This is a genomic window from Sphingorhabdus sp. (assembly GCF_050921905.1).
Lineage (GTDB): Bacteria > Pseudomonadota > Alphaproteobacteria > Sphingomonadales > Sphingomonadaceae > Sphingorhabdus_B.
The window spans coordinates 2,223,576-2,243,014 of sequence record NZ_CP050888.1 but is presented as its reverse complement, the minus strand read 5'-3'; the positions used below and the strand labels follow the sequence as shown (position 1 = coordinate 2,243,014).

The following is a 19,439-nucleotide window of genomic DNA, read 5'->3' as shown; positions in this document are numbered from 1 at the left end:
CCTTGGGGACGCACGCCCCTAGCCGCTCCTTTGCGCTTTCGCAAGGCACAGTGATTTGCCATACTGCATCTGATGAAAAGATATCTGCCTTTGGTCGCCATCGCCGCTTTATGCGCGTCACTCCCGCTTTTGGCGCAGGAGGCCAAAACCTTCCCTGCGCCGTCGGAAATTGTCGCTGCGGCCAAGGCGGACGAATGGGTGGCCATTGAATCGTCGGACCTGATGATCATAGACCTCGCGCCCGATTCGAAAGGCAGACCGCGCCGCGTGGTCATCCAGTTAATCCCTGAACCCTTCGGCCAAGGCTGGGTCGGCAATATCCGCAAGCTGGCGGCGGCCAAATTTTGGGACGGCACGAGCATCAACCGCGTGCAGGACAATTATGTCGTGCAATGGGGCGACGCGACCGAGAAGAAAACTTTGCCGGAAGGTTTGGCGTTAGTTGACCAGCGTTCTTATCGGGTCCAGCCATATCATGACGGCCAATCCGTTGTGCTTAAGGTTAAGGGTCCGAAAGACAATTATGCCGATTGGGCAACACACCTAAGGGGTTGGCAGATCGCTGGCGACGAACTGGGTGGGACTTGGCCAACCCACTGCTACGGCATGGTCGGCGTTGGCCGCAACTTATCACCCGATACCGGAACAGGCGCTGAACTTTACACTGTCATCGGCCACGCCCCGCGGCACTTGGATCGCAATATCGCGCTTGTTGGCCGCGTGATCAAAGGCATTGAACATATGTCGAGCCTGCCGCGCGGCACCGGCGCGCTTGGTTTTTACGAGACGGAAGGGGAGCGCGTGCCGATCCTGTCAGTCCGGCTGGGTAATGACGTGAAGGACGTGCCTGCGTTCGAATATCTCAACACCGATAGCGCAAGTTTTGCGGCTTATGCCGACGCACGCGCCAACCGGCGCGACCCGTTTTTTAATGTGCCAGCGGGCGGCGCGGATATTTGTAACATTCCGGTGCCAATCCGGCGCAAGGCCTCTTAATCCATCATCATCATCTTCATCTTGTCGAGTGCAGCTTTCTTAATCTGGCACACCCGCGCCGCACCGACGCCCAAGGTCTCACCGATTTCATCAAGGTTCAATTCCTCGACAAAATATAGTTGGAGAATAAGCGCCTCACGCTCGGACAGTTTGGAGAGGTTTTCCACCAACGCCGCACGCAATTGCGCCTTTTCCAGCATTGTGTCCGCCGCTTCTGACATATCGGCAAACCACATGTCATGGTCCGAATAGCTGTCTTCAATCGATTCCTGCCCCACCGGCTGCGTTGACGCGACCATGTTGTGATAGGCCGCAGGATCAAGCCCCGCCGCCGCCGCCATTTCGGCATCATTTGGGGCGCGCATATTTTCTTGTTCAAACCGCGCACGGATACCCGCCAGGTACCGGCGGTTGGCCATGCCTGCCCGGCCCATGCGCGCATCACGGCGCAACGCATCGACCATATTGCCGCGAATGCGCGTTGCCGCATAAGGCGCAAATGCAATGCCCCGGTCTTCAAAATTCTGCGCCGCCTCAACCAGCGCGACGAGGCCGATCTGGATCAGATCTTCCACCTCAATTGCCGACGACATGCGGCTGTGCACATGCCACGCGATCCGGCGCACCAACGCGCTATGCGCCTCAACCAGTTGCGCCGGATGCACCGTTTGCGGGGTGGCATAAGCATTTCGAGCTTCAATCAGCATAAGGTTCTCCAATTTCTTGCGGTGCATCAGGTTCGGGCAGTTGCCCGATGCCGCCAACCACGGCGATGACTTCGACTTTTTTGGTTTCAGGGATTTCGAGGAAGGACAGAACCGCAACGTCGCTATATTGTGCGCGCAACAATCGTCCGACGGCCGCGCGGCACAATGGTGAGGTGATGATGGCAAAGCTGCGCGCGGCGACGAGCATGGGTTGCACCGCCTCATCAATCACCGAAATGATCCGGCGTGCGAGCTCTGGTTCAAACGGCCAGCTTGCCTGCGGGGCCGATTGGACCGACTGGACCAGAAGCGATTCCAACGCGCTGTCAAAGGTAATCGCGGGCAGCGGCATTTTGACAGGCACAATGGTTTGGACAATCAATCCGCCAAGCCTTTGCCGGACCGCCTCGACCAACTCGTTCATCTCCAGATTGCGCGGGGCGAGGTCGACCATGGCTTCGGCAATGCGTCGGAAATCGCGCAACGGCACCCGCTCGGCCAGCAGCGCCCGGCACAAGGTCGTAACCGCCGCCAGCGTATAAGGCATAGGCGTGAGACCAGCGGCGAGTTGCGGGTAGCTTTCCTTGAGATTGTTAATCAACGCTTGCGCATCATCCATGCCGAACAGCTCCGCCGCCGACGTGCTGACCAATTGGTTCAAATGCGTGGCAATGACGGTGGCCGGGTCCACAACGGTGTAGCCCGCCGCGACGGCATCGGTGCGGTCGCGCTCTGCGATCCAAAGGGCATCCAGGCCAAAGCTCGGGTCCTTGACCGCGCGCCCAGTTATGCCCTCGAGACAGTCGCCGGAATCGAGAGCCAATAATTCATTCGCCCAAGCCTGATCTTCGCCTACCAACACGCCCGATATGCGAATTTGATACGCGTTGCCGGGCAAGGACAAGTCATCGGCGACCTTGACCATGGGCATGACAAAGCCGAATTCACGCGACAATTGGCGACGGATAGCAGTCACGCGACCCATCAAAGCTGCGCCCTTGCGTTCGTCGACCAAGCTTACAAGTCCATAGCCAAGGTCAAGCGTGATGGGAGCGACGTCCGCGACTTCATGCCATTCGATCAGGTGACTTGGTGCCGCATCCGTGATCGGTTCGACCACACGCAATGGTGCCTTTTCCGCCTTGCGTAATGTCCAATAGATTGCCCCCGCCACCGCAGCCGCAGGAAGCACGACGAGCTGCGGCATGGCCGGAACCATGCCCAGCAACATCAAGATGCCTGCAACAGGCCCCCAAGCGCGTGAGAAGCCAAATTGGCTTGATATCTGGCCTGCAAGATCAAGCGGCGACGATACCCGTGTGACAATGGCTGCTGCTGCAATGGATAACAATAACGCAGGCACCTGCGCCACCAACGCATCACCAACGGCAAGCATGATGTACGTTTGCGCAGCCTCGCTAAAGCTCAGGCCATGGCTGACCATGCCCAAGATGAGACCGCCGAAAATGTTGACGAATAAAATGAGCAGCCCAGCAACAGCGTCGCCTTTTACGAATTTGGACGCGCCGTCCATCGACCCGTAAAAATCGGCCTCGGTTGCAACCTCTTGACGGCGGGCCTTCGCTTCGTCTGGGGTGAGCAGGCCTGCATTCAAGTCCGCATCAATCGCCATCTGCTTGCCGGGCAAGGCATCGAGCGTGAAGCGTGCCGAAACCTCGGAAACACGGCCGGCACCTTTCGTGATGACGACCAGATTGATAATCATCAGCACCGCGAACACGAACAGGCCGACGATATAATCGCCGCCAATCAGGAAGGCACCAAACGCCTCAATCACATGCCCTGCCGCCGCCGGACCATTATGGCCATCGACGAGCACCACGCGCGTGGAGGCGACGTTCAACGCGAGGCGAAAAATAGTCGCCAGCAGCAACACGGTTGGAAAAGACGAAAAATCCAGCGGCTTTGCCACGTTCATCGCGACCATCAGAACGGACAGGCTGATCATGATATTCACGATGAAGCCAACATCCAGCAACACCGCAGGGACCGGAACGATCATCAACATGACCAGCAACAATATGGCCACGGGCAAGGCGTTGCCCTTCAGCACCGCCATCGGCACGGCGAACACAGGGTTGCGCATCATGCCGTGACCCCAGACAGACGCTGATACGTCCTGCGGGCAAAATCAAGATCAAGGCCCTTGGGCATTTTTTCCATCTCGGCCATGGCCAAGGGCGCGCGGCGAACCGCCTGTGTTGCAAAATGCTGCTGTATGCTTGGCGGCATTTGGCCACCTGACCGGGCTGCGGCCATTTTCGCAGAAAAACCGTCGCGGATTTCGATCAGACTGCGTTGCGCACCGTCCGGACGATAGAATATCGACCTGTTCGCCGCTGCGGCGGATGGAAACAGGGGCGCAGCGGCCTGATTTGGGTCGGTCTGCATCGCCGCCAGAAAGTCGCCTGCACCTTTTGCCCCCAGAAAATGGGCAAGATAAAGGTCAACCGCTTCCGGGTCGCCCTGCATACGCGATTGTAGATAATCATTGTTATCCGACGCCAGTTCAGCGGCCATGACCGCCGCCGTTTCAGGGTGCGTGCGCAGGCCCAGGATCTGGGCACGCATATCGGGGTCAGCTACCGTAAAGGCGCCGTTGCGGTTTTGCGTGATTGCGCCCGATGCCCAATCAAGCCCATGCGCAGGGCCATGCTGTTTCAGCGTGGCAAGCCAGGTCTGGTTGGTAAACTGATACAGTCCAGTGGCGCTGGATGTCTGGGCACGGGCATCTGGCCGCATGCGGCTCTCAAGTTGCGCCTGATCCATCAGATACTCAAAGCCAACGCCCGTACGCGCCGAAGCATTGGCGATCGCCGACGTCACGCGCTGCTGCGTCGCGGTTGCGGTAATGGGGCCAGTCATGAGGGCGTCTTTGTGTTCATGCCCTGACTACAGCAACGCTCATGCCAAATGAAAAAAACGATGTATTTACGCGCTATCGCGGTCGGTCTGTGTAGGTATGCGGCGATGATTGGCCCCGTAATTCCGCCAATCGGTCAATTTTCTGGCGGTTCCATGCCGTCAGATATTTGACCCGGATACGCGCTGCCTCTGCCTGTTTCATGCCATATGCCAATTTTCCGGGATCGACAGCCTCCTCGTCCTGAGGCAACACCGCCAGCACCTCAGCCAACGCGCGCGACGCGACAAGAACAGCGTCGGCATCAAACGCATCCAGCGCCGCGATAAGATCGGCCTGGCGAGCAATGATGCGGTCGATCATGAAATCAGCCCGGGCTTTTCGATCCGAAACGGATGACGCCATCTGCAATAGCGCCCAGATCAATACGGTAGTTGCCGCTGGCGATCGCTTCTTTCAACGACGCGATCCGTGCGGCATCAAATGGGGGACCTTTTTGGGCAAGCGCGCTCGCAAGACTTATATTTTGCGCGATGGGTTGAATATTTTGTATTTTCTCTGGGCGTAACTTTGGAATGTCCGAAGCCATCTTTTGCCCAACACCAGCCAATATGGGCGGTTTTGACGTGACCGAATCAACCATGTTTATCCCTTTCCGCTTTGCTGTCGGAAATCTGACAGCAGCAACGGGAGTAAAAACGGCAGATTGTTCATTCTCTTTAATATTAAAATATGGCCAGCCCGCGCGCTTTGGCCGTGGCGGTCATCGGCGTGGGCGATGTCAGCGATTTGACACGCAAGGATTGGCCAATTCTGGCATCATCCAACGCGATCATTTGTGCAGATACGGCAAAGCCCGGCCCAGTTGTAATACATTCAATTACATCGCCTTTGCGGATAACGATGGCAGCGCCTTCATCCATCGCATTGGTCGCGCGCACGGGCACACGCAACCGCCAGCCAATGGCCGGACACCGCACCACAACAACCCCGTCAACCGCTGGCATGATGATCGGTGCATCGGAACATTTTGCGAGCTTCAGCCTTTTGTCCACTGGCTCTGCATTGGCATGCATCTGAATATTCTTGTCGAGAAGCGCTAGGTCTTCAAACTGGACTGGCGCGGCAGCGGACATTATCAACAATAGGCTAAGCATAAACATTCCCTCGGATTTGATAGTCCGAAGGCAGCAATCATCGTGCCAATTGCTCTAATCCCAAATATTCTGTGCGATGCGCCCGATAATATGCGGGTCAGCAATCAAACCCGGCGATGTTTCGGTACTGGAGGAAGGCGCAAAGGGAACGGATGCGCGTCACGGCACTGCCGAAGCCCCGACGGCGGGCGACGGCGCGGGTGCTGGCACGGTTACTGGCAAGACCACAGGGCGGATCAAGGCCATTTGTTCCAAACGATCAAGCGCCTTACGGGCATCGGCATAGCGTTTCGCGCGGATCATCCACGACTGAGCCGCAGAGGCACCCGGCATCGCGGCGACTTCCAACATGGCCGCTGACAGATTGCCCGCCTCAACAAACGCTTGTGCGCGGATCAGGCGCTGTTCGGGGGTGCGCGTCGACCCGTCATCCCGGCGCAGCACAAAAAGCTGCGACAGCTCGCCTTTTACGGTTTCCCAGACGTTATTATCGCGATTACCAGAGACCAATAAAGGCGCTAGTCCGCTAAGCTCTGTCTGCAGTTTGTCGATGGTAACCGGCGCCTGCGCTGCAGATATAATAGTTGCAACCGCCTGCGGCTGCGTTGCGCCAAAGCGAAGCCGAAGCTGTTCCGCCAGATATCCCAAGGATGCACCATTATCGAGCGTCCGGCGCACGGCAAATGTCAGCAGCAGCGCTTCACCACGCACCGCGTCACCCGATATCGCGGGGTCCGTTACATAAACCGGAACCGTTTGGCCCTGGACCTGCGCCGTTATGCCGTCGGCAGGCAGCATTGCGGGCGTGACTTTGCCCGAAGGCAAAGGATCAGCGATGTTTTCTGCTTCCGCCGTTTCATGTGCCGACGGCGCGAGAATACCAAAGCTATCCGCCAGCCACCATGTCGCCGCCCCGCCGCCGGTAAAGGCGACAAGAAGCAGCAACATGAAATGCTTGAATTTCATCCCGCCAGCCGAAGCGGGCGGTGCCGTTGGATAATCGCTCATATCAGTCCTTAATAGCCGCGCCGCGTTCGTCTTTGCAATGCGTGGCTTTAAACTGTCCTTGGATCGCTTTCAACAATGCAGCATCATTGGGCGCGTCGGCTATGATCATCGCCCCCCAATTCTCCCCGGACGCCTTTGCAATAGCGTTCGAAAATGTCGCGAGCGTGACGTCGGCGCGCGGCAAGCCCATGATAGCACACAGATCTGCAAAATGCCGGGCAGCGCGCGACGAATGTAGGATCACGGCATCGCTATCGGTTACGTGACGCACAAAGTCATCTGGCGTGCTGACGGTGGCACTTCTGTAAACGATTTCAATGTCGATACTGACACCATGGATATGCGGAATGGGGCTATGATCTTCGCCTGCCAGCCATAACAGGCGTTGATGGCCGTCGGCGACGGCACCCCACACCAGCGTGTCAACGCCTTCAGACCCGGTTTTAGCAACTGGCACGGACAAACTGTGCAGTGCGCTGGCGGTGGCGCTGCCCACGGCATAAACCGGCTTGGCATGGTCATGGGTCAGAAATTCTAATGCGGCGCGCACGGCGTTTCCGCTGGTCAGCAATATCGCGTCATAACGATCTGCCGAGATGCGCTGCACGGGCAGATGCTCGATGGAAAACAACGGCATGAGAATGGGCTCGTGCCCCGCGACGCGCAGGCGATGCGCAGTCGCATCCGCCCCAGGTTGCGGCCGGATAATCAATAGCTTCACGATGCGAAAATGCCTCTCAGCTCCGCGCTCGCTTTGCCCAATAATTGCTGCGCAAGCTGCGCGGGGCCATCGCTACCAATCGCATACAGACATTCGCCCGATTGCAGTTCGCTCCCATTTGCCGTGAAAATCTCGGCACGCAGCCGGATCTGCGTCCCTTCAACCCGCGCCAGCGCGGCAACCGGGGAATGGCAATTGCCCCCGACAGCGGCGAGAAACGCGCGCTCGGCATTAACGGCAACAAATGTATCGGCGTCGTTAATTGCCTGTGTGATGAAGAAAAGGTCTTCACGGCTTGCCAATCGATCAATACCGACGGCGCCTTGCGACGCGGCCGGCAAAAACGCGTCGAGCGATAGTTCAGCGCCCACCTCGGCCATACCCAAACGGTCAAGTCCTGCGGCGGCGAGCAGGGTGGCATCGGCATCCCCTGCGTCAATATGCGCAAGCCGGGTCGCGACATTGCCCCGCAATGGCACAATCTGTAAATCCGGCCGCACCCGTTGCAGCTGCGCCGCGCGCCTGGGGCTCGACGTTCCGACACGCGCGCCTTGCTTCAAATCACCAAGCGACGCAGCCCCAATCAGCCGGTCATGAACGTCAGCGCGCGGCAGCATCGCAGAAATGACAAAAATGTCTGCGCGCCATGTTTCGACGTCTTTCATCGAATGGACGGCGATATCAATCTGATCATCGATCAGCGCGCGTTCCAACTCCTTGGTCCAAAGCGCTTTCCCGCCAATATCGGCAAGCGGCCTGTCCTGAATCTTGTCGCCTGTCGCCAGCATTGGAACAAGCGTCACCGCGTCATCGGGCAGATTATGCGCCGCTTTCATAGCCGCCTTGGTCATCTCGGCCTGGGCCAAAGCCAGCGGAGAACGACGGGTTCCGATGCGTAAAGGCCGCTCGGCTGTGAATATTGGACATGTCATGCGGCTTGTTCATAGCGGCGCGTCCAACTATGGGAAAGCAATATGGCAATCATTCTGGGTCTTGAATCAAGCTGTGACGAAACCGCAGCGGCAATCGTGCGGTCCGATCGCACAATCCTAAGCCATGCCTTGGCCGGGCAAGAGGATCATCACCGCGCATTTGGCGGCGTTGTTCCCGAAATCGCGGCGCGCGCGCATGCCGAGTTGATGACGCCTTTGGTCGAAACGGCATTAGCCGATGCCGGACTTGCCCTCAACGACGTTGATGCCATTGCCGCGACCGCTGGCCCGGGCCTTATTGGCGGCGTGATGGTAGGTTTAGTCACGGCAAAGGCGCTCGCCATGGCATCGGGTAAGCCGCTGATTGCCGTCAACCATCTTGAAGGCCACGCCTTGTCGCCCCGCCTTATCGATGCGGATCTGGAATTTCCCTATGTGCTGTTGCTTGTGTCGGGCGGCCATTGCCAGTTGCTGCGCGTCAACGGCGTTGGCGATTATAACCGTCTTGCGACCACCATCGATGATGCAGTGGGCGAGGCGTTTGACAAGACCGCGAAAATCTTGGGTCTCGGCTTTCCTGGCGGGCCCGCGGTCGAACGCGCCGCCGCCATCGGCAACGCCAACAACGTGCCCCTGCCAAGGCCGCTAAAAGGCGCGGATGAACCGCATTTCTCCTTTGCCGGTTTGAAAAGCGCAGTCCTTCGCGCGCATGAATCGGGCCGGTATAGGATACAGGATATCGCCGCGTCGTTCCAATTGGCGGTCATCGACTGCCTCTATGACCGCATAACCTACACGCTGGATCGCATTGATGCGCCTGCTGCCTTGGTGGTGGCTGGCGGTGTTGCGGCCAATGTGCCAATCCGTGAGATGCTGGAAAAGCTCGCTATGCAACGTGGGATGCGCTTTGTCGCCCCGCCCTTGTGGTTGTGTACCGACAATGGCGTTATGATCGCTTGGGCCGGTGCAGAGCGGTTTGGTATGGGCCTAACGGACGGGCTGGACTTTGTCGCGCGGCCGCGCTGGCCGCTTGACCCCCATGCCGCACCCGCTCGCGGCGCAGGCGTCAAAGCATGAGCGTGGGCAGATATCCCGTCGGCATCATCGGTGGCGGCGCATGGGGCACTGCGCTTGCGGCAGTCATGGCACAAATCCATGATGGTGTCTTGCTGTGGGCCCGCGAAGAAGATGTCGTGCGCAGCGTGAACGTCCAACATGAAAACACCCTGTTCCTGCCCGGAATGCCGTTGTCGCCAAAGATTGCAGCTACACCCGATCTTACCCATATGGCCAATTGCGATGCGTTGCTGATCGTCACGCCGGCGCAGCATGTGCGCGCGACTTTATCCGCACTTCCCGACACGCAAGCGCCGATGATCCTATGTGCCAAGGGTATTGAGGCCGACACACAAATGCTGGTGTCCGACGTCGCAGCGCATATGCGGCCGCAAAATCCTTTGGCTGTGCTTTCCGGCCCTACATTTGCGCATGAGGTCGCGGCTGGAAAGCCAACCGCCGTGACGCTTGCGACCGCAAGCCCAGCGCTTGGTTCGGCACTGATGCGCAGTATCGCCACCCCTTCTTTCCGTCCCTATTGGTCCGATGACGTCGTTGGCGCGGAAATTGGCGGCTCCGTCAAAAATGTGCTCGCCATTGCCTGTGGCGTAGTCGACGGCGCTGGCCTTGGCCTGAATGCGCGCGCTGCGTTAATCGCGCGCGGCTTTGCCGAAATGCAGCGTTATGGCCTTGCGCGCGGTGCAAAAGCCGAAACGCTTGCGGGGCTGTCGGGGCTGGGCGATCTGGTGCTGACGTGCAGTTCGGAAAACTCGCGAAACTTCTCTTTGGGCCGGGGTCTTGGACAAGGACGAACTGCGCAAAACCTGCTCGCCGACCGTAAGACCGTGGCCGAGGGCGCGTTTACGGCACCAGTGCTTTTGAAGTCGGCCACATCTCTGTCTGTCGAAATGCCAATCGTTTCAGCCGTTTGCGCGTTACTCGCTGGCACAGCCACCGTGGAGGCCGTAGTGACCGAGTTATTGGCCCGTCCACTCAAGTCCGAAAGCTGGTAACTTCGGCCTGAATCCGCTAGTTCACGCACAAAGGACTACATTTGACCACAGCCAGAACCGATGAAGAAGACATTCAGGCGCTCGCCAAGGGCGGTCGTACAAATGTCTTTGGATTCGTGCTGCGGCTGGCGGCGCGCATCCCATTCTTGTTCATCGCAGGACGGCTGTATGGTCCCGAGGCACTTGGCCGCTTTGCTTATGCTATTTTGATCGTTGAATTTGCAGCCCAGCTTGGGTCGCTTGGCCTGCGCCGGGGTCTTGCGGAGCTGCTGTCCAGGGATGATCGGCCGCATGCCCATATCATCGCGGATTGCTTACTCGCCGCGATGGTCGCCTCGGCGCTGGGCGCTGCATTTTTGATCGCGTTGCCGCAATTCATGTTTCCCAATAGCGGCATCAACGGGTTTGATCGGTTCTTGCCGCTGGCGATTTTTGCGATTGTGGCGACGGATATTGCGCTGTCTGCGCTTGCCTATAAATTTGACATCCTATCCACCGTACGCGCACGTGCAGTTGTCGAGCCTTGGACGATCAGCATCGCTGCGGGTGTATTTTATTTCTATTCCGCCCGCGATGGCCTGATCCTGGCTTATATCGCCTCTTTGGCGGCAGCATTGGTCTTTGCGCTGTGGCCCTTATGGCGCAGCTATGGCCTTCCGCGCGGCTGGCGCCCAAGCCCGACGCGCTCGTTTGGCATTGCGCGGCGCAACCTGCCGCTCGCTGCTGCTGATGCAGCCGAATGGGGCAGCCGGCGACTTGACCTTGCCATATTGGGCTTGTTCGCCGCGCCAGCCGTCGTCGGGATTTATTATGTCGCGCAACAAGTCGCGAGCCTGCCGCAGAAGTTGAAAACCAGTTTCGACCCAATTTTGGGGCCAGTCATTACCCGCAATTTGCAGACGCAAAACTATGCGGAAATCGCCAGGCAAGTGGGCCAAGTCGGCTTTTGGATCATAGCGGCGCAGGCGGGGATTGCATTGGCGCTTGGTATCCCGGGCGAGGCCGTGATGGGGCTGGTGGGCCCTCAATTTGTTGGCGGCGCTATGGCGCTTGCCTTTTTGCTCGCCGCAGAGGTTACCGCCGCCACCGCCGTCGTGAGCGAATCCGCCCTGGTGTATATGGCACGCCACCGAAATCTTTTGATCTCACTCGGCATGCTCATGGTACAGGCATTGGTGAGTGTTGGCCTGATCATACTCGTCGACGATTTACCCATTAAGCCTGAACATGTCGGCCTATATCAGGCGGCAGCGGTGGCGTGCGGCCTGACGATCTCGCTTGGGATCGGGTCGCTTATCAAATCCCGGTTTCTGTCGCATTTGCTTGGGCAGAATATCCGTGTCTGGCGCTGGCCGCTGCTTATTGCCGTTGCCGCTGCTGCGCTGCTTGGATTCATTATCGTCAGCGTGCCCGCCCGATTTGAATGGGTCGAACTCACAATCGGTATTCCCGCAATTCTTGGTCTTTATGGCTGGATCGTCTGGCGCTGGGGCTTTGGCCCCGAAGACCGGGTCCTATTCCGCAAGAAACGCGATTAACGTAAACGCTTGGCAACCAAATCCGCAATGTCTGCTTCCGGCCGCGCGCCATAATGCGAGATGATTTCCGCTGCGCACACCGCACCCATGGTCAGGCATTCCGCCATTGGGCGCCCCTGCGCAAGGCCGGCAAACACACCGGACGCAAACAGGTCGCCTGCGCCTGTGGTATCGACCAACTGCGCCACTGGTTCAGCACCAACTTCCGTCCGTACACCATTTTCGACGGCAATCGCGCCATGTGCGCCGCGCGTGCAGACGAGCAATGGAACCTTGGCGGCGATAGCGGCAACCGAAGCTTCGAAATCATCGCTGTTGTTCAGCGCGCAGATTTCAACTTCGTTAGAGAATAAAATGTCAATACGGCCAGCGTCCATTTCGGCCAGGAAATCAGGACCATGACGCGAAATCACAAATGCGTCTGATAAGGTTAAAGCCACCTTGCGACCAGCCGCCCGCGCAACATCAATGGCGGTTCGCATGGCAGCACGTGGTTCTTCAGGGTCCCACAAATACCCTTCAAGATACAAGATCGCCGCGCTTTCGATCAGCGATTTGTCGATTACCGATGCAGGCAGATATTGGGACGCACCCAAAAAGGTGTTCATCGTGCGCTGCGCATCGGGCGTGACCAATATGTAGCAACGCGCTGTCGATGGCGCACCGTCACGGGCGGGAATGTCGAAATGAATGCCGCCCGCGCGAATGTCATGCGCGAAAACTTCACCAAGCTGATCGGTTGCAACTTGCCCGATAAACGCCGTCTTGTGTCCAAGCCGTGCCAGGCCAGCCAAGGTGTTCGCCGCCGAACCACCGCTAATTTCCCGGGCAGGTCCCATATGCCCGTAAAGCGCCTGTGCGCGTTCCTCGTCGATAAGCTGCATGCTGCCCTTATTGAGGCCTTCGCTTGCGATGAAAGCATCATCGGTATCGGCGATGATATCAACAATGGCATTGCCAATTGCGAGGACGTCGAAGCGGGTATCGGTCATAAAGGTTCCTATTTAAGCCAAGCGCGTCCTAGGGTCAGGACCACTTAAATCCACCTTCGCGGTTTGAGGCCATTTTGTTCAGTGCAAGGCGGCAAAGCTCAGGCTTAGTGGTTCTAAGTCAAGCTTTGCCAACGCAGCAATGGACAGTATGGGTCAAATCCGAAGGACGTCAAAATGGCTTAGATCTCAAAGCAAAATGCCCTTGCAGGCAGAATGACTGCCTGCGGCGGACATTTTCCTTCGATATCTTTGCCATTTTGACGCCGCGAAGGTGGATTTAAGTGCTCCTGGCCCTAGTTGGATTGGACATTTCCGGCAAGCGCTTTAGAACGGTCGCATGATCCAGGCGTTGATGCTTTCGTTCCAAAGTCTGTCCGACAGGCGTATCTTTGCTATCTTGGTCAAGGTAATCCTTCTCACCATCGTCAGCATCCTCATTCTGGGCATTGGCCTCTGGTTCGCCCTGCAAGGGTTGTTCGGATGGCTCAATGTGAATGATGACAGCCTTTGGTCGGGCCTGCTCTCAGGTGCCATTACCGTCCTGTCCGGCGTCTTGCTGTTCCGCGTTGTCGCCGTTGCGATAACATGGGTTTTTGCCGATGACATCATCGATGCCGTCGAGGATCGGCATTATCCACGGCAAGCCGCATTCGGCAAACGGCCAAGCCTTGGCGCTGGTGTGCAGTTGGCCATGCGGTCGATAATGCGCGTGCTGGCCTATAATCTCCTCGCTTTACCGCTTTATGTGCTTCTGCTGTTTACCGGCGTTGGCACCGCCATCGCGTTCCTGTTGATCAACGCGTTGCTTTTGGGCCGGGACTTGGAGGACATGCTCATCGCGCGTCATGGCGCAAAGGGCGCGATGAACAAGCTACCCCGTCTGATGCTGGGACTAATGGGAACTGCCGGAATGCTGGTGCCGCTTGTCAACCTTTTGGTGCCCATTTTGGCAACAGCCACGGCAGTCCATTGGGTCCATTCAGGAAATTCGAATTTATGAAGCATGCACTCCCCCTCACCGCAATCGCGCTGTTGCTGGCGGGCTGTGTCTCGGCGCCTGAAGCACGTGCGCCAGCGCGTCAGCCCGCACCGGCCGAACGCACGGCGGCGTCTTTCCCGCCCCGCCCTGTTATTTTAGCGCGCGGACTAGAAGGTGTGATTGGTAAAGACGCCAATGCTATAAAACGCTTATTCGGCGAACCACGGTTGGACGTTGTCGAAGTAAATGGTCGCAAGCTGCAGTTCGTCGGTAAGCCCTGCATCCTTGATGTGTTTCTCTATCCCGAACGCAAAGGCGCGCGCGAAGTCGCCACTTATGTCGATGCACGCAGAAGCGACGGAGCGGCCGTAGACCGCGCCGCCTGCATTGAGGCCCTGCAACGCCGCTAAGGTGGATTTAGGGTCAGGACCTATTAAATCAACCTTCGCGGTTTGAGGCCATTTTGTTCAGTGCAAGGCGGCAAGGCGCAGGCTTAGTGGTTCTAAGTCTAGCTTTGCCAACGTAGCAATGGACAAAATGGGTCAAATCCGAAGGACGTCAAAATGGCTTCGATCTCGAAACAAAATGCCCTTGCAGGCAGAATTACTGCCTGCGGCGGCCATTTCACTTCGATATCTTTGCCATTTTGACGCCGCGAAGGTGGATTTAATAGGTCCTGACCCTAAGTGGTCCTGACCCTAACTGAACCTTTCATATCCTACGCCCCCCATTCGGCAAGAACCGACGCATCTTGCTCCGCGGCAAACAAGTCCTGCCGCCTTTGCGCAAACACCTCAGGCGACAGCCGCCCCAACGCCCAAATCGCCGCACCGCGCACCACTGGCTCAGGATCAGCCAGTAACACCTCAATCTGCGCAATAAGCCCGGCATCCGTGCCATTGCCAGCCGCGATCAGGACATTGCGTACAAACCGGTCACGTCCGATCCGTTTGATGGGCGATCCGGAAAAAAGTTGGCGAAATGCGGCATCATCCAATGTTAATAAATCCGCAATCTGCGGCGCAACCAGTTCCGCGCGCGGCAAGAAAGCCTTATGCGCGGCGGCCGTTTCGGCAAATTTGTTCCACGGACAAACGGCAAGACAGTCATCGCAGCCATAGATATGATTACCCATTAATGGCCGAAGTTCCAAATCGATTGGCCCCTTATGCTCGATCGTCAAATAAGAGATGCAGCGGCGGGCATCGAGGCGATAGGGCGCGGGAAAGGCATTGGTCGGGCAAATGTCTTGGCACAAACGGCATGATCCACAACTGTCTTCGGCAGGTAAGGCAGGCGCAAGCTCAGCGGTGGTATAAATCGCGCCCAAAAACAGCCAACTGCCATGTTCCCTACTCACGACATTGCTATGCTTACCCTGCCAGCCAAGCCCTGCGGATTGCGCCAAGGCTTTCTCCATCACGGGCGCGGTATCCACAAAAACCTTAACGCCTGCACCTGCTTCATGGGCCAGCCAGCCCGCCAGCCGCTTGAGCGCGCCCTTCACAACATCATGATAATCGCGCCCTTGTGCGTAGACCGAAATGCGTGCGCGCGTGTCTTGGTCGGCAAGGACCATGGGGTCCTGCGGCGGGGCGTAGCTCATCCCCAGCATGACGACGGATTTGACCTCGGGCCATAAGATGTCCGGATTGGCGCGTTCATCGGCGCGGCTTTCCATCCAAAGCATGTCGCCATGCAAGCCTTCGCGCAGCCATTGTCGAAGTCGCACGCCTGCCGCCGGCGCAAGACGGCCAGGCGCGATGCCAAAGGCGACAAAGCCTTCGTTTTTGGCACGATCTTGCAAGGCGTAAACTAAATCTCTATCTTGCAAGGCGTTATCTAAATTTCTATCTTCTCTCTCCACGCGCCGACCTTATGCAACACCCTCCCACACTCCAGGGCACATCAAAATGTATGCAATAGAGGCAAAAGGCCTGGTAAAGCAATTCGACGGCTTTCGCGCGGTTGATGGTGTGGACTTGAAAATTCCCGAAGGTAGCATTTTTGGTATTTTGGGGCCAAATGGCGCGGGCAAAACAACCATGCTGCGGACCTTGCTTGGCATCATTGATCCCGACGCTGGGACGCGGACCTTGCTTGGCGCCGACCGCCCCATCTTACAGTCACGTAACGTGGGCTATTTGCCCGAAGAACGCGGGCTTTACCAATCGATGCGCGCCGTTGACACTATTGCTTTCATGGGGGCGCTGCGCGGCCTTTCGCTCAAGGAAGGCACGAGAAAAGGCCGTGCCTTGCTCGAAGAGGCTGGCCTTGGTTACGCCGCAGACCGGCAAATCCGGCAGCTGTCCAAAGGTATGGCGCAGACGGTACAGTTGATGGGCACCATCGTCCATGACCCGAAGCTGATTGTTCTCGATGAACCTTTTTCCGGGCTTGATGCCCTAAATCAAGCGAAGCTCGAAAAAATGATCCGTGCGCAGGCTGACAAAGGCGTTACCGTTATTTTCTCCACCCATGTCATCGCCCATGCCGAACGCTTATGCGAACGCATCGCGATTATTGCAAAGGGCAAGATCAGCTTTGACGGGCTGGTGTCGGAGGCGCGTGACCGTTTGCGTCCGCAAGTGCATTTGGAAACCGAAACACTTGATGGCCCATGGCGCTCGGCTCTGCCTGCGCAGACAAAGGCCGAAGGGCATCATTGGCACTTCACCTTGCCCGAAACAGGCGTGGAGCCCCTGCTGACTGCCTTGGTCGAGGGCAAAGCGGGCATTCGGTCGCTATCCATTGAACGGCCCGGCCTGCACGATGCCTTCGTCGCGATTGCAGGCGAAGATGTGGCCGCCGAAATGGATGGCGCCGCCATGGGAGACGCAAAATGAGCGAGACTTTCCGCGCCGCCTTCGTCATTGCCCGCCGTGATTTTATCGCGATTGTCTATTCCAAGGCGTTCATCTTCTTTCTGCTGGGTCCCCTATTGCCAGTGTTGCTTGGCTTTGCGGGAAGCAATTTGGGTGAGCAGATGGCGCGGGACGTGTCGCGGCCCTCTGTCGCTGTCGCGCTTACTACAGCTGATTCTGACAAGCTTTTGGCCGCGCGCGCTGCGTTGTCCAAAACATTTGGCGATGGCTATTTTGCCGATATGAAAATCGTCGGCGACGGAGCCGCAGAGCAGATACGGCCCCAAGAGTATCTGCGCAAAAAAGCGGATAATTTTAGCGTGGTGGTCACAGGGACGCTGGCGAACCCCATCATAACAGGAACCGCAAGCAGCATCGAACGGCACCGCGCCGACATTGAGCTTCTTGCCGGTTACGCGTCTAGCGGCGGCAGTGTACGACTGCCCACAGCCACGCCTGATGTCGTTGCCGAAAGCGCCAATAATGACAAGCAACTCCGAACCATCACCGCGCAAATTGGTCAGGCGCTGATATTTTTCCTTACGTTATTGCTGGCGGGCATGGTGCTGTCCAATCTGGTCGAGGAAAAATCGAACAAGATTATCGAAATCTTGGCTGCGTCGATCCCGATGGAATCAGTGTTTCTGGGCAAGCTGGTTGCGATGCTCGCCATGGCATTGGTTGGCATCACCATGTGGTCCATTATTGGCTTGATCGGCTTTGTGGCCATTGATCCTAATGTGCCTAGCATTCCAACGCCAGCGGTCGGATGGCCGACATTTGCGGCGCTATGCTTCACCTATTTCATCATGGCTTATATGATGTTTGGTGCCTTATTCCTTGGTATTGGCGCAATGGCGTCAACGGTGCGCGAGGTACAGACGATTTCGACGCCAGTCACCATGGCGCAAATGGTGAATTTTTTCTTCGCCGCCTACGCGCTGACCAAGACTGGCGAACCCATAGAAATATTTGCGGCCGTCTTTCCGTTCAGTTCGCCCTTCGCGATGATTGGGCGCGCTGCGCTTGAGCCGACATTATGGCATCATGGTGTAGCGATTATCGGCCAACTGTTGTTCGCGGTGCTGCTGCTGCGCCTTGGCGTATATCTATTCAAGAAAAACGTCATGAAGTCCGGAAACGCTGGCCGCGTCGAGGATGGCGGCAAGCGCAAGCTTTGGGGGCTGATGAAAATTTCCCGATAGCACCCTACATAACAATTAAGTTGCGGTTCGAAACTGGATTGACATTTTTGTAAGTAGTGGCACTTTCCTTGGTGAGAGGAGTCGAGAAAAATGGCCACTGCCCCGATATTTGAAAGCGATTCGCTACCCTATGAGATCAATCAGGCACCGCACCGCTGGGATGTAACCAAAGCCGATATTTACCTTGAGGATCGTTGGCATCCTATATTCAAGGAAATGCGGGAAAAGGCCCCGATTAACAAAATCGAAGACTCCGATTTCGGCAGCTATTGGAATGTCACCACGCTGAAAGCGATCCAGCATGTCGAGGCATTGCCAGATATTTACTCGTCTTCATTCGAACATGGCGGCATCACGCTGATCGACGACAACGCGCTGGCCGAACCCATTCCGGAAGACGAAAAAGTCGTCATGCCCATGTTCATCGCGATGGACCGGCCCAAGCATACCGAGGAACGCCGCGTCATCGCGCCAGCATTTACGCCGGGCGAAATGGACCGCATGTCCGGCGACATCCGCCGCCGCACGGCGGAGTTACTGGATTCGTTACCCGTTGGCCAAACATTCGACTGGGTTGATCTGGTTTCGATCGAACTGACGACGCAAATGCTTGCCTTGCTGTTCGATTTCCCTTGGGAAGACCGCCGCAAACTGACCGAATGGTCCGATTGGGCTGGTGACGTCGAATTGTTCCGCACCGAAGAAACCCGCAAAGCGCGGCTCGCTAAAATGTTCGAAATGGGCGCCTATTTCCAGAATCTCTGGAACGAGCGCAAAAACAAGGGTGAGGCTCCTGACTTAATCAGCCGGATGATCCATTCGCCGATGAAGGACATGGCCCCGTTGGAATATATGGGTAACCTCATCTTGCTGATCGTCGGCGGTAACGACACCACGCGCAATTCCATGTCGGGCTATGTTTATGGCCTACATAGCTTCCAAGATGAACGAGAGAGGCTGGAAAAGAACCCTGCCTTTATCACCAACGCCGTCAGCGAAATCATCCGCTGGCAGACGCCGCTGGCGCATATGCGGCGGACCGCGACGCAGGACCATGACCTGTTCGGAGCGCCCATCAAGGCGGGCGACAAGATCGGCATGTGGTATCTGTCTGCCAATCGCGACGAAAGCGTGTTTGAAAATCCGGACAAGTTGATCGTTGACCGCGAAAATGCCCGGCGGCATTTGGCGTTCGGTTATGGCATCCACCGTTGCGTCGGTGCGCGGCTTGCCGAACTGCAAATCCGCATCCTACTCGAGGAAATGGCCGTGCGTCGCCTACGGCCTAACGTCGTTGCAGAACCAGAACGCGTCGCCGGTTGCTTTGTGCATGGTTATCGCAAGATGGATGTGGAGCTGTCGCGTTATTGATAGGAAACTTTTTGGG

General features: G+C 57.2%; 21 protein-coding genes. 9 read left to right on the top strand and 12 right to left on the bottom strand.

Features of this window, described 5'->3' with window-relative positions; translation table 11 throughout:
- Positions 1 to 72 precede the first annotated feature (72 nt).
- Complete coding sequence (locus HEQ18_RS10960; RefSeq protein ID WP_432814740.1) at positions 73 to 996, top strand: peptidylprolyl isomerase; 924 nt, start codon at positions 73 to 75, stop codon at positions 994 to 996.
- Here the strand turns inward: HEQ18_RS10960 and HEQ18_RS10955 are convergent.
- The 10 genes from HEQ18_RS10955 to HEQ18_RS10910 form a co-directional block, all read right to left on the bottom strand.
- A complete protein-coding gene (locus HEQ18_RS10955; protein WP_397606472.1) occupies positions 993 to 1,703 on the bottom strand; it encodes a FliA/WhiG family RNA polymerase sigma factor in 711 nt (236 codons plus the stop codon). The two genes, HEQ18_RS10960 and HEQ18_RS10955, sit on opposite strands and share 4 nt — an antisense overlap.
- Complete coding sequence (gene flhA, locus HEQ18_RS10950; protein WP_432814739.1) at positions 1,693 to 3,813, bottom strand: flagellar biosynthesis protein FlhA; 2,121 nt, start codon at positions 3,811 to 3,813, stop codon at positions 1,693 to 1,695. The genes HEQ18_RS10955 and flhA overlap by 11 nt, the downstream gene beginning before the upstream one ends.
- Positions 3,810 to 4,589: a transglycosylase SLT domain-containing protein gene (locus tag HEQ18_RS10945; RefSeq protein ID WP_432814738.1), complete on the bottom strand. Its 780-nt coding sequence runs from the start codon at positions 4,587 to 4,589 to the stop codon at positions 3,810 to 3,812. The genes flhA and HEQ18_RS10945 overlap by 4 nt, the downstream gene beginning before the upstream one ends.
- A 73-nt stretch (positions 4,590 to 4,662) precedes the next feature.
- Positions 4,663 to 4,950, bottom strand: a complete 288-nt coding sequence (locus HEQ18_RS10940; RefSeq protein WP_397606475.1) for a hypothetical protein — start codon at positions 4,948 to 4,950, stop codon at positions 4,663 to 4,665.
- A 4-nt stretch (positions 4,951 to 4,954) separates the two neighbouring features.
- A complete protein-coding gene (gene flgM, locus HEQ18_RS10935; RefSeq protein WP_296196083.1) occupies positions 4,955 to 5,230 on the bottom strand; it encodes a flagellar biosynthesis anti-sigma factor FlgM in 276 nt (91 codons plus the stop codon).
- Positions 5,231 to 5,312: 82 nt separating this feature from the next.
- Positions 5,313 to 5,744, bottom strand: coding sequence for a flagella basal body P-ring formation protein FlgA (locus tag HEQ18_RS10930; RefSeq protein WP_432814737.1), 432 nt, complete (start codon positions 5,742 to 5,744; stop codon positions 5,313 to 5,315).
- A 159-nt stretch (positions 5,745 to 5,903) separates the two neighbouring features.
- Positions 5,904 to 6,752, bottom strand: a complete 849-nt coding sequence (locus HEQ18_RS10925; RefSeq protein ID WP_432814736.1) for a hypothetical protein — start codon at positions 6,750 to 6,752, stop codon at positions 5,904 to 5,906.
- Between the two features lies 1 nt (position 6,753).
- Positions 6,754 to 7,473 carry a uroporphyrinogen-III synthase gene (locus HEQ18_RS10920; RefSeq protein WP_432814735.1) on the bottom strand — a complete coding sequence of 240 codons (720 nt, stop codon included), beginning with the start codon at positions 7,471 to 7,473 and terminating at the stop codon, positions 6,754 to 6,756.
- Positions 7,470 to 8,324, bottom strand: coding sequence for a hydroxymethylbilane synthase (hemC, locus tag HEQ18_RS10915; RefSeq protein ID WP_397605715.1), 855 nt, complete (start codon positions 8,322 to 8,324; stop codon positions 7,470 to 7,472). Before hemC ends, HEQ18_RS10920 begins: the two co-directional genes overlap by 4 nt.
- Positions 8,293 to 8,418 carry a hypothetical protein gene (locus HEQ18_RS10910; RefSeq protein ID WP_432814734.1) on the bottom strand — a complete coding sequence of 42 codons (126 nt, stop codon included), beginning with the start codon at positions 8,416 to 8,418 and terminating at the stop codon, positions 8,293 to 8,295. The genes hemC and HEQ18_RS10910 overlap by 32 nt, the downstream gene beginning before the upstream one ends.
- A gap of 29 nt (positions 8,419 to 8,447) precedes the next feature.
- On the opposite strand from HEQ18_RS10910, the gene tsaD reads away from it, so the two are divergent.
- From tsaD to HEQ18_RS10895, 3 genes are read left to right on the top strand one after another with little or no spacing between them, the layout of a single operon-like run.
- Positions 8,448 to 9,482 carry a tRNA (adenosine(37)-N6)-threonylcarbamoyltransferase complex transferase subunit TsaD gene (tsaD, locus tag HEQ18_RS10905; RefSeq protein WP_432814733.1) on the top strand — a complete coding sequence of 345 codons (1,035 nt, stop codon included), beginning with the start codon at positions 8,448 to 8,450 and terminating at the stop codon, positions 9,480 to 9,482.
- The gene (locus HEQ18_RS10900; protein ID WP_432814732.1) at positions 9,479 to 10,474 is read left to right on the top strand and encodes an NAD(P)H-dependent glycerol-3-phosphate dehydrogenase; all 996 of its coding nucleotides are present in this window, start codon (positions 9,479 to 9,481) and stop codon (positions 10,472 to 10,474) included. Before tsaD ends, HEQ18_RS10900 begins: the two co-directional genes overlap by 4 nt.
- A 41-nt stretch (positions 10,475 to 10,515) precedes the next feature.
- Positions 10,516 to 12,012, top strand: coding sequence for a lipopolysaccharide biosynthesis protein (locus HEQ18_RS10895; protein WP_432814731.1), 1,497 nt, complete (start codon positions 10,516 to 10,518; stop codon positions 12,010 to 12,012).
- Here HEQ18_RS10895 and HEQ18_RS10890 read toward each other — a convergent pair.
- Entirely contained in the window at positions 12,009 to 13,004 is a 996-nt protein-coding gene (locus HEQ18_RS10890; protein ID WP_432814730.1) for an adenosine kinase, read from the bottom strand. The two genes, HEQ18_RS10895 and HEQ18_RS10890, sit on opposite strands and share 4 nt — an antisense overlap.
- A 337-nt stretch (positions 13,005 to 13,341) precedes the next feature.
- Here HEQ18_RS10890 and HEQ18_RS10885 point away from each other — a divergent pair, with 337 nt between their 5' ends.
- Both HEQ18_RS10885 and HEQ18_RS10880 read left to right on the top strand, forming a co-directional pair.
- The gene (locus HEQ18_RS10885; RefSeq protein ID WP_432814729.1) at positions 13,342 to 14,004 is read left to right on the top strand and encodes an EI24 domain-containing protein; all 663 of its coding nucleotides are present in this window, start codon (positions 13,342 to 13,344) and stop codon (positions 14,002 to 14,004) included.
- Positions 14,001 to 14,393, top strand: coding sequence for a hypothetical protein (locus HEQ18_RS10880; protein WP_397605722.1), 393 nt, complete (start codon positions 14,001 to 14,003; stop codon positions 14,391 to 14,393). The genes HEQ18_RS10885 and HEQ18_RS10880 overlap by 4 nt, the downstream gene beginning before the upstream one ends.
- 308 nt (positions 14,394 to 14,701) lie before the next feature.
- Here HEQ18_RS10880 and queG read toward each other — a convergent pair whose 3' ends face one another.
- A complete protein-coding gene (queG, locus tag HEQ18_RS10875) occupies positions 14,702 to 15,817 on the bottom strand; it encodes a tRNA epoxyqueuosine(34) reductase QueG (RefSeq protein WP_432814728.1) in 1,116 nt (371 codons plus the stop codon).
- A gap of 79 nt (positions 15,818 to 15,896) precedes the next feature.
- Here queG and HEQ18_RS10870 point away from each other — a divergent pair, with 79 nt between their 5' ends.
- From HEQ18_RS10870 to HEQ18_RS10860, 3 genes are all read left to right on the top strand, one after another.
- Complete coding sequence (locus HEQ18_RS10870; RefSeq protein ID WP_397580808.1) at positions 15,897 to 16,829, top strand: ABC transporter ATP-binding protein; 933 nt, start codon at positions 15,897 to 15,899, stop codon at positions 16,827 to 16,829.
- Positions 16,826 to 18,052, top strand: a complete 1,227-nt coding sequence (locus HEQ18_RS10865; protein WP_432814727.1) for an ABC transporter permease — start codon at positions 16,826 to 16,828, stop codon at positions 18,050 to 18,052. The genes HEQ18_RS10870 and HEQ18_RS10865 overlap by 4 nt, the downstream gene beginning before the upstream one ends.
- Positions 18,053 to 18,142: 90 nt before the next feature.
- Complete coding sequence (locus tag HEQ18_RS10860) at positions 18,143 to 19,423, top strand: cytochrome P450 (protein ID WP_397605726.1); 1,281 nt, start codon at positions 18,143 to 18,145, stop codon at positions 19,421 to 19,423.
- Positions 19,424 to 19,439 lie beyond the last annotated feature (16 nt).

Excerpts from the sequence above, each read along its gene's own strand:
- HEQ18_RS10960 (WP_432814740.1), top strand. The coding sequence starts at position 73 with ATGAAAAGATATCTGCCTTTGGTCGCCATCGCCGCTTTATGCGCGTCA.
- HEQ18_RS10955 (WP_397606472.1), bottom strand. The coding sequence starts at position 1,703 with ATGCTGATTGAAGCTCGAAATGCTTATGCCACCCCGCAAACGGTGCAT.
- flhA (WP_432814739.1), bottom strand. The coding sequence starts at position 3,813 with ATGATGCGCAACCCTGTGTTCGCCGTGCCGATGGCGGTGCTGAAGGGC.
- HEQ18_RS10945 (WP_432814738.1), bottom strand. The coding sequence starts at position 4,589 with ATGACTGGCCCCATTACCGCAACCGCGACGCAGCAGCGCGTGACGTCG.
- HEQ18_RS10940 (WP_397606475.1), bottom strand. The coding sequence starts at position 4,950 with ATGATCGACCGCATCATTGCTCGCCAGGCCGATCTTATCGCGGCGCTG.
- flgM (WP_296196083.1), bottom strand. The coding sequence starts at position 5,230 with ATGGTTGATTCGGTCACGTCAAAACCGCCCATATTGGCTGGTGTTGGG.
- HEQ18_RS10930 (WP_432814737.1), bottom strand. The coding sequence starts at position 5,744 with ATGCTTAGCCTATTGTTGATAATGTCCGCTGCCGCGCCAGTCCAGTTT.
- HEQ18_RS10925 (WP_432814736.1), bottom strand. The coding sequence starts at position 6,752 with ATGAGCGATTATCCAACGGCACCGCCCGCTTCGGCTGGCGGGATGAAA.
- hemC (WP_397605715.1), bottom strand. The coding sequence starts at position 8,324 with ATGACCAAGGCGGCTATGAAAGCGGCGCATAATCTGCCCGATGACGCG.
- HEQ18_RS10910 (WP_432814734.1), bottom strand. The coding sequence starts at position 8,418 with ATGAACAAGCCGCATGACATGTCCAATATTCACAGCCGAGCGGCCTTT.
- tsaD (WP_432814733.1), top strand. The coding sequence starts at position 8,448 with ATGGCAATCATTCTGGGTCTTGAATCAAGCTGTGACGAAACCGCAGCG.
- HEQ18_RS10900 (WP_432814732.1), top strand. The coding sequence starts at position 9,479 with ATGAGCGTGGGCAGATATCCCGTCGGCATCATCGGTGGCGGCGCATGG.
- HEQ18_RS10890 (WP_432814730.1), bottom strand. The coding sequence starts at position 13,004 with ATGACCGATACCCGCTTCGACGTCCTCGCAATTGGCAATGCCATTGTT.
- HEQ18_RS10885 (WP_432814729.1), top strand. The coding sequence starts at position 13,342 with ATGATCCAGGCGTTGATGCTTTCGTTCCAAAGTCTGTCCGACAGGCGT.
- HEQ18_RS10880 (WP_397605722.1), top strand. The coding sequence starts at position 14,001 with ATGAAGCATGCACTCCCCCTCACCGCAATCGCGCTGTTGCTGGCGGGC.
- HEQ18_RS10870 (WP_397580808.1), top strand. The coding sequence starts at position 15,897 with ATGTATGCAATAGAGGCAAAAGGCCTGGTAAAGCAATTCGACGGCTTT.
- HEQ18_RS10865 (WP_432814727.1), top strand. The coding sequence starts at position 16,826 with ATGAGCGAGACTTTCCGCGCCGCCTTCGTCATTGCCCGCCGTGATTTT.
- HEQ18_RS10860 (WP_397605726.1), top strand. The coding sequence starts at position 18,143 with ATGGCCACTGCCCCGATATTTGAAAGCGATTCGCTACCCTATGAGATC.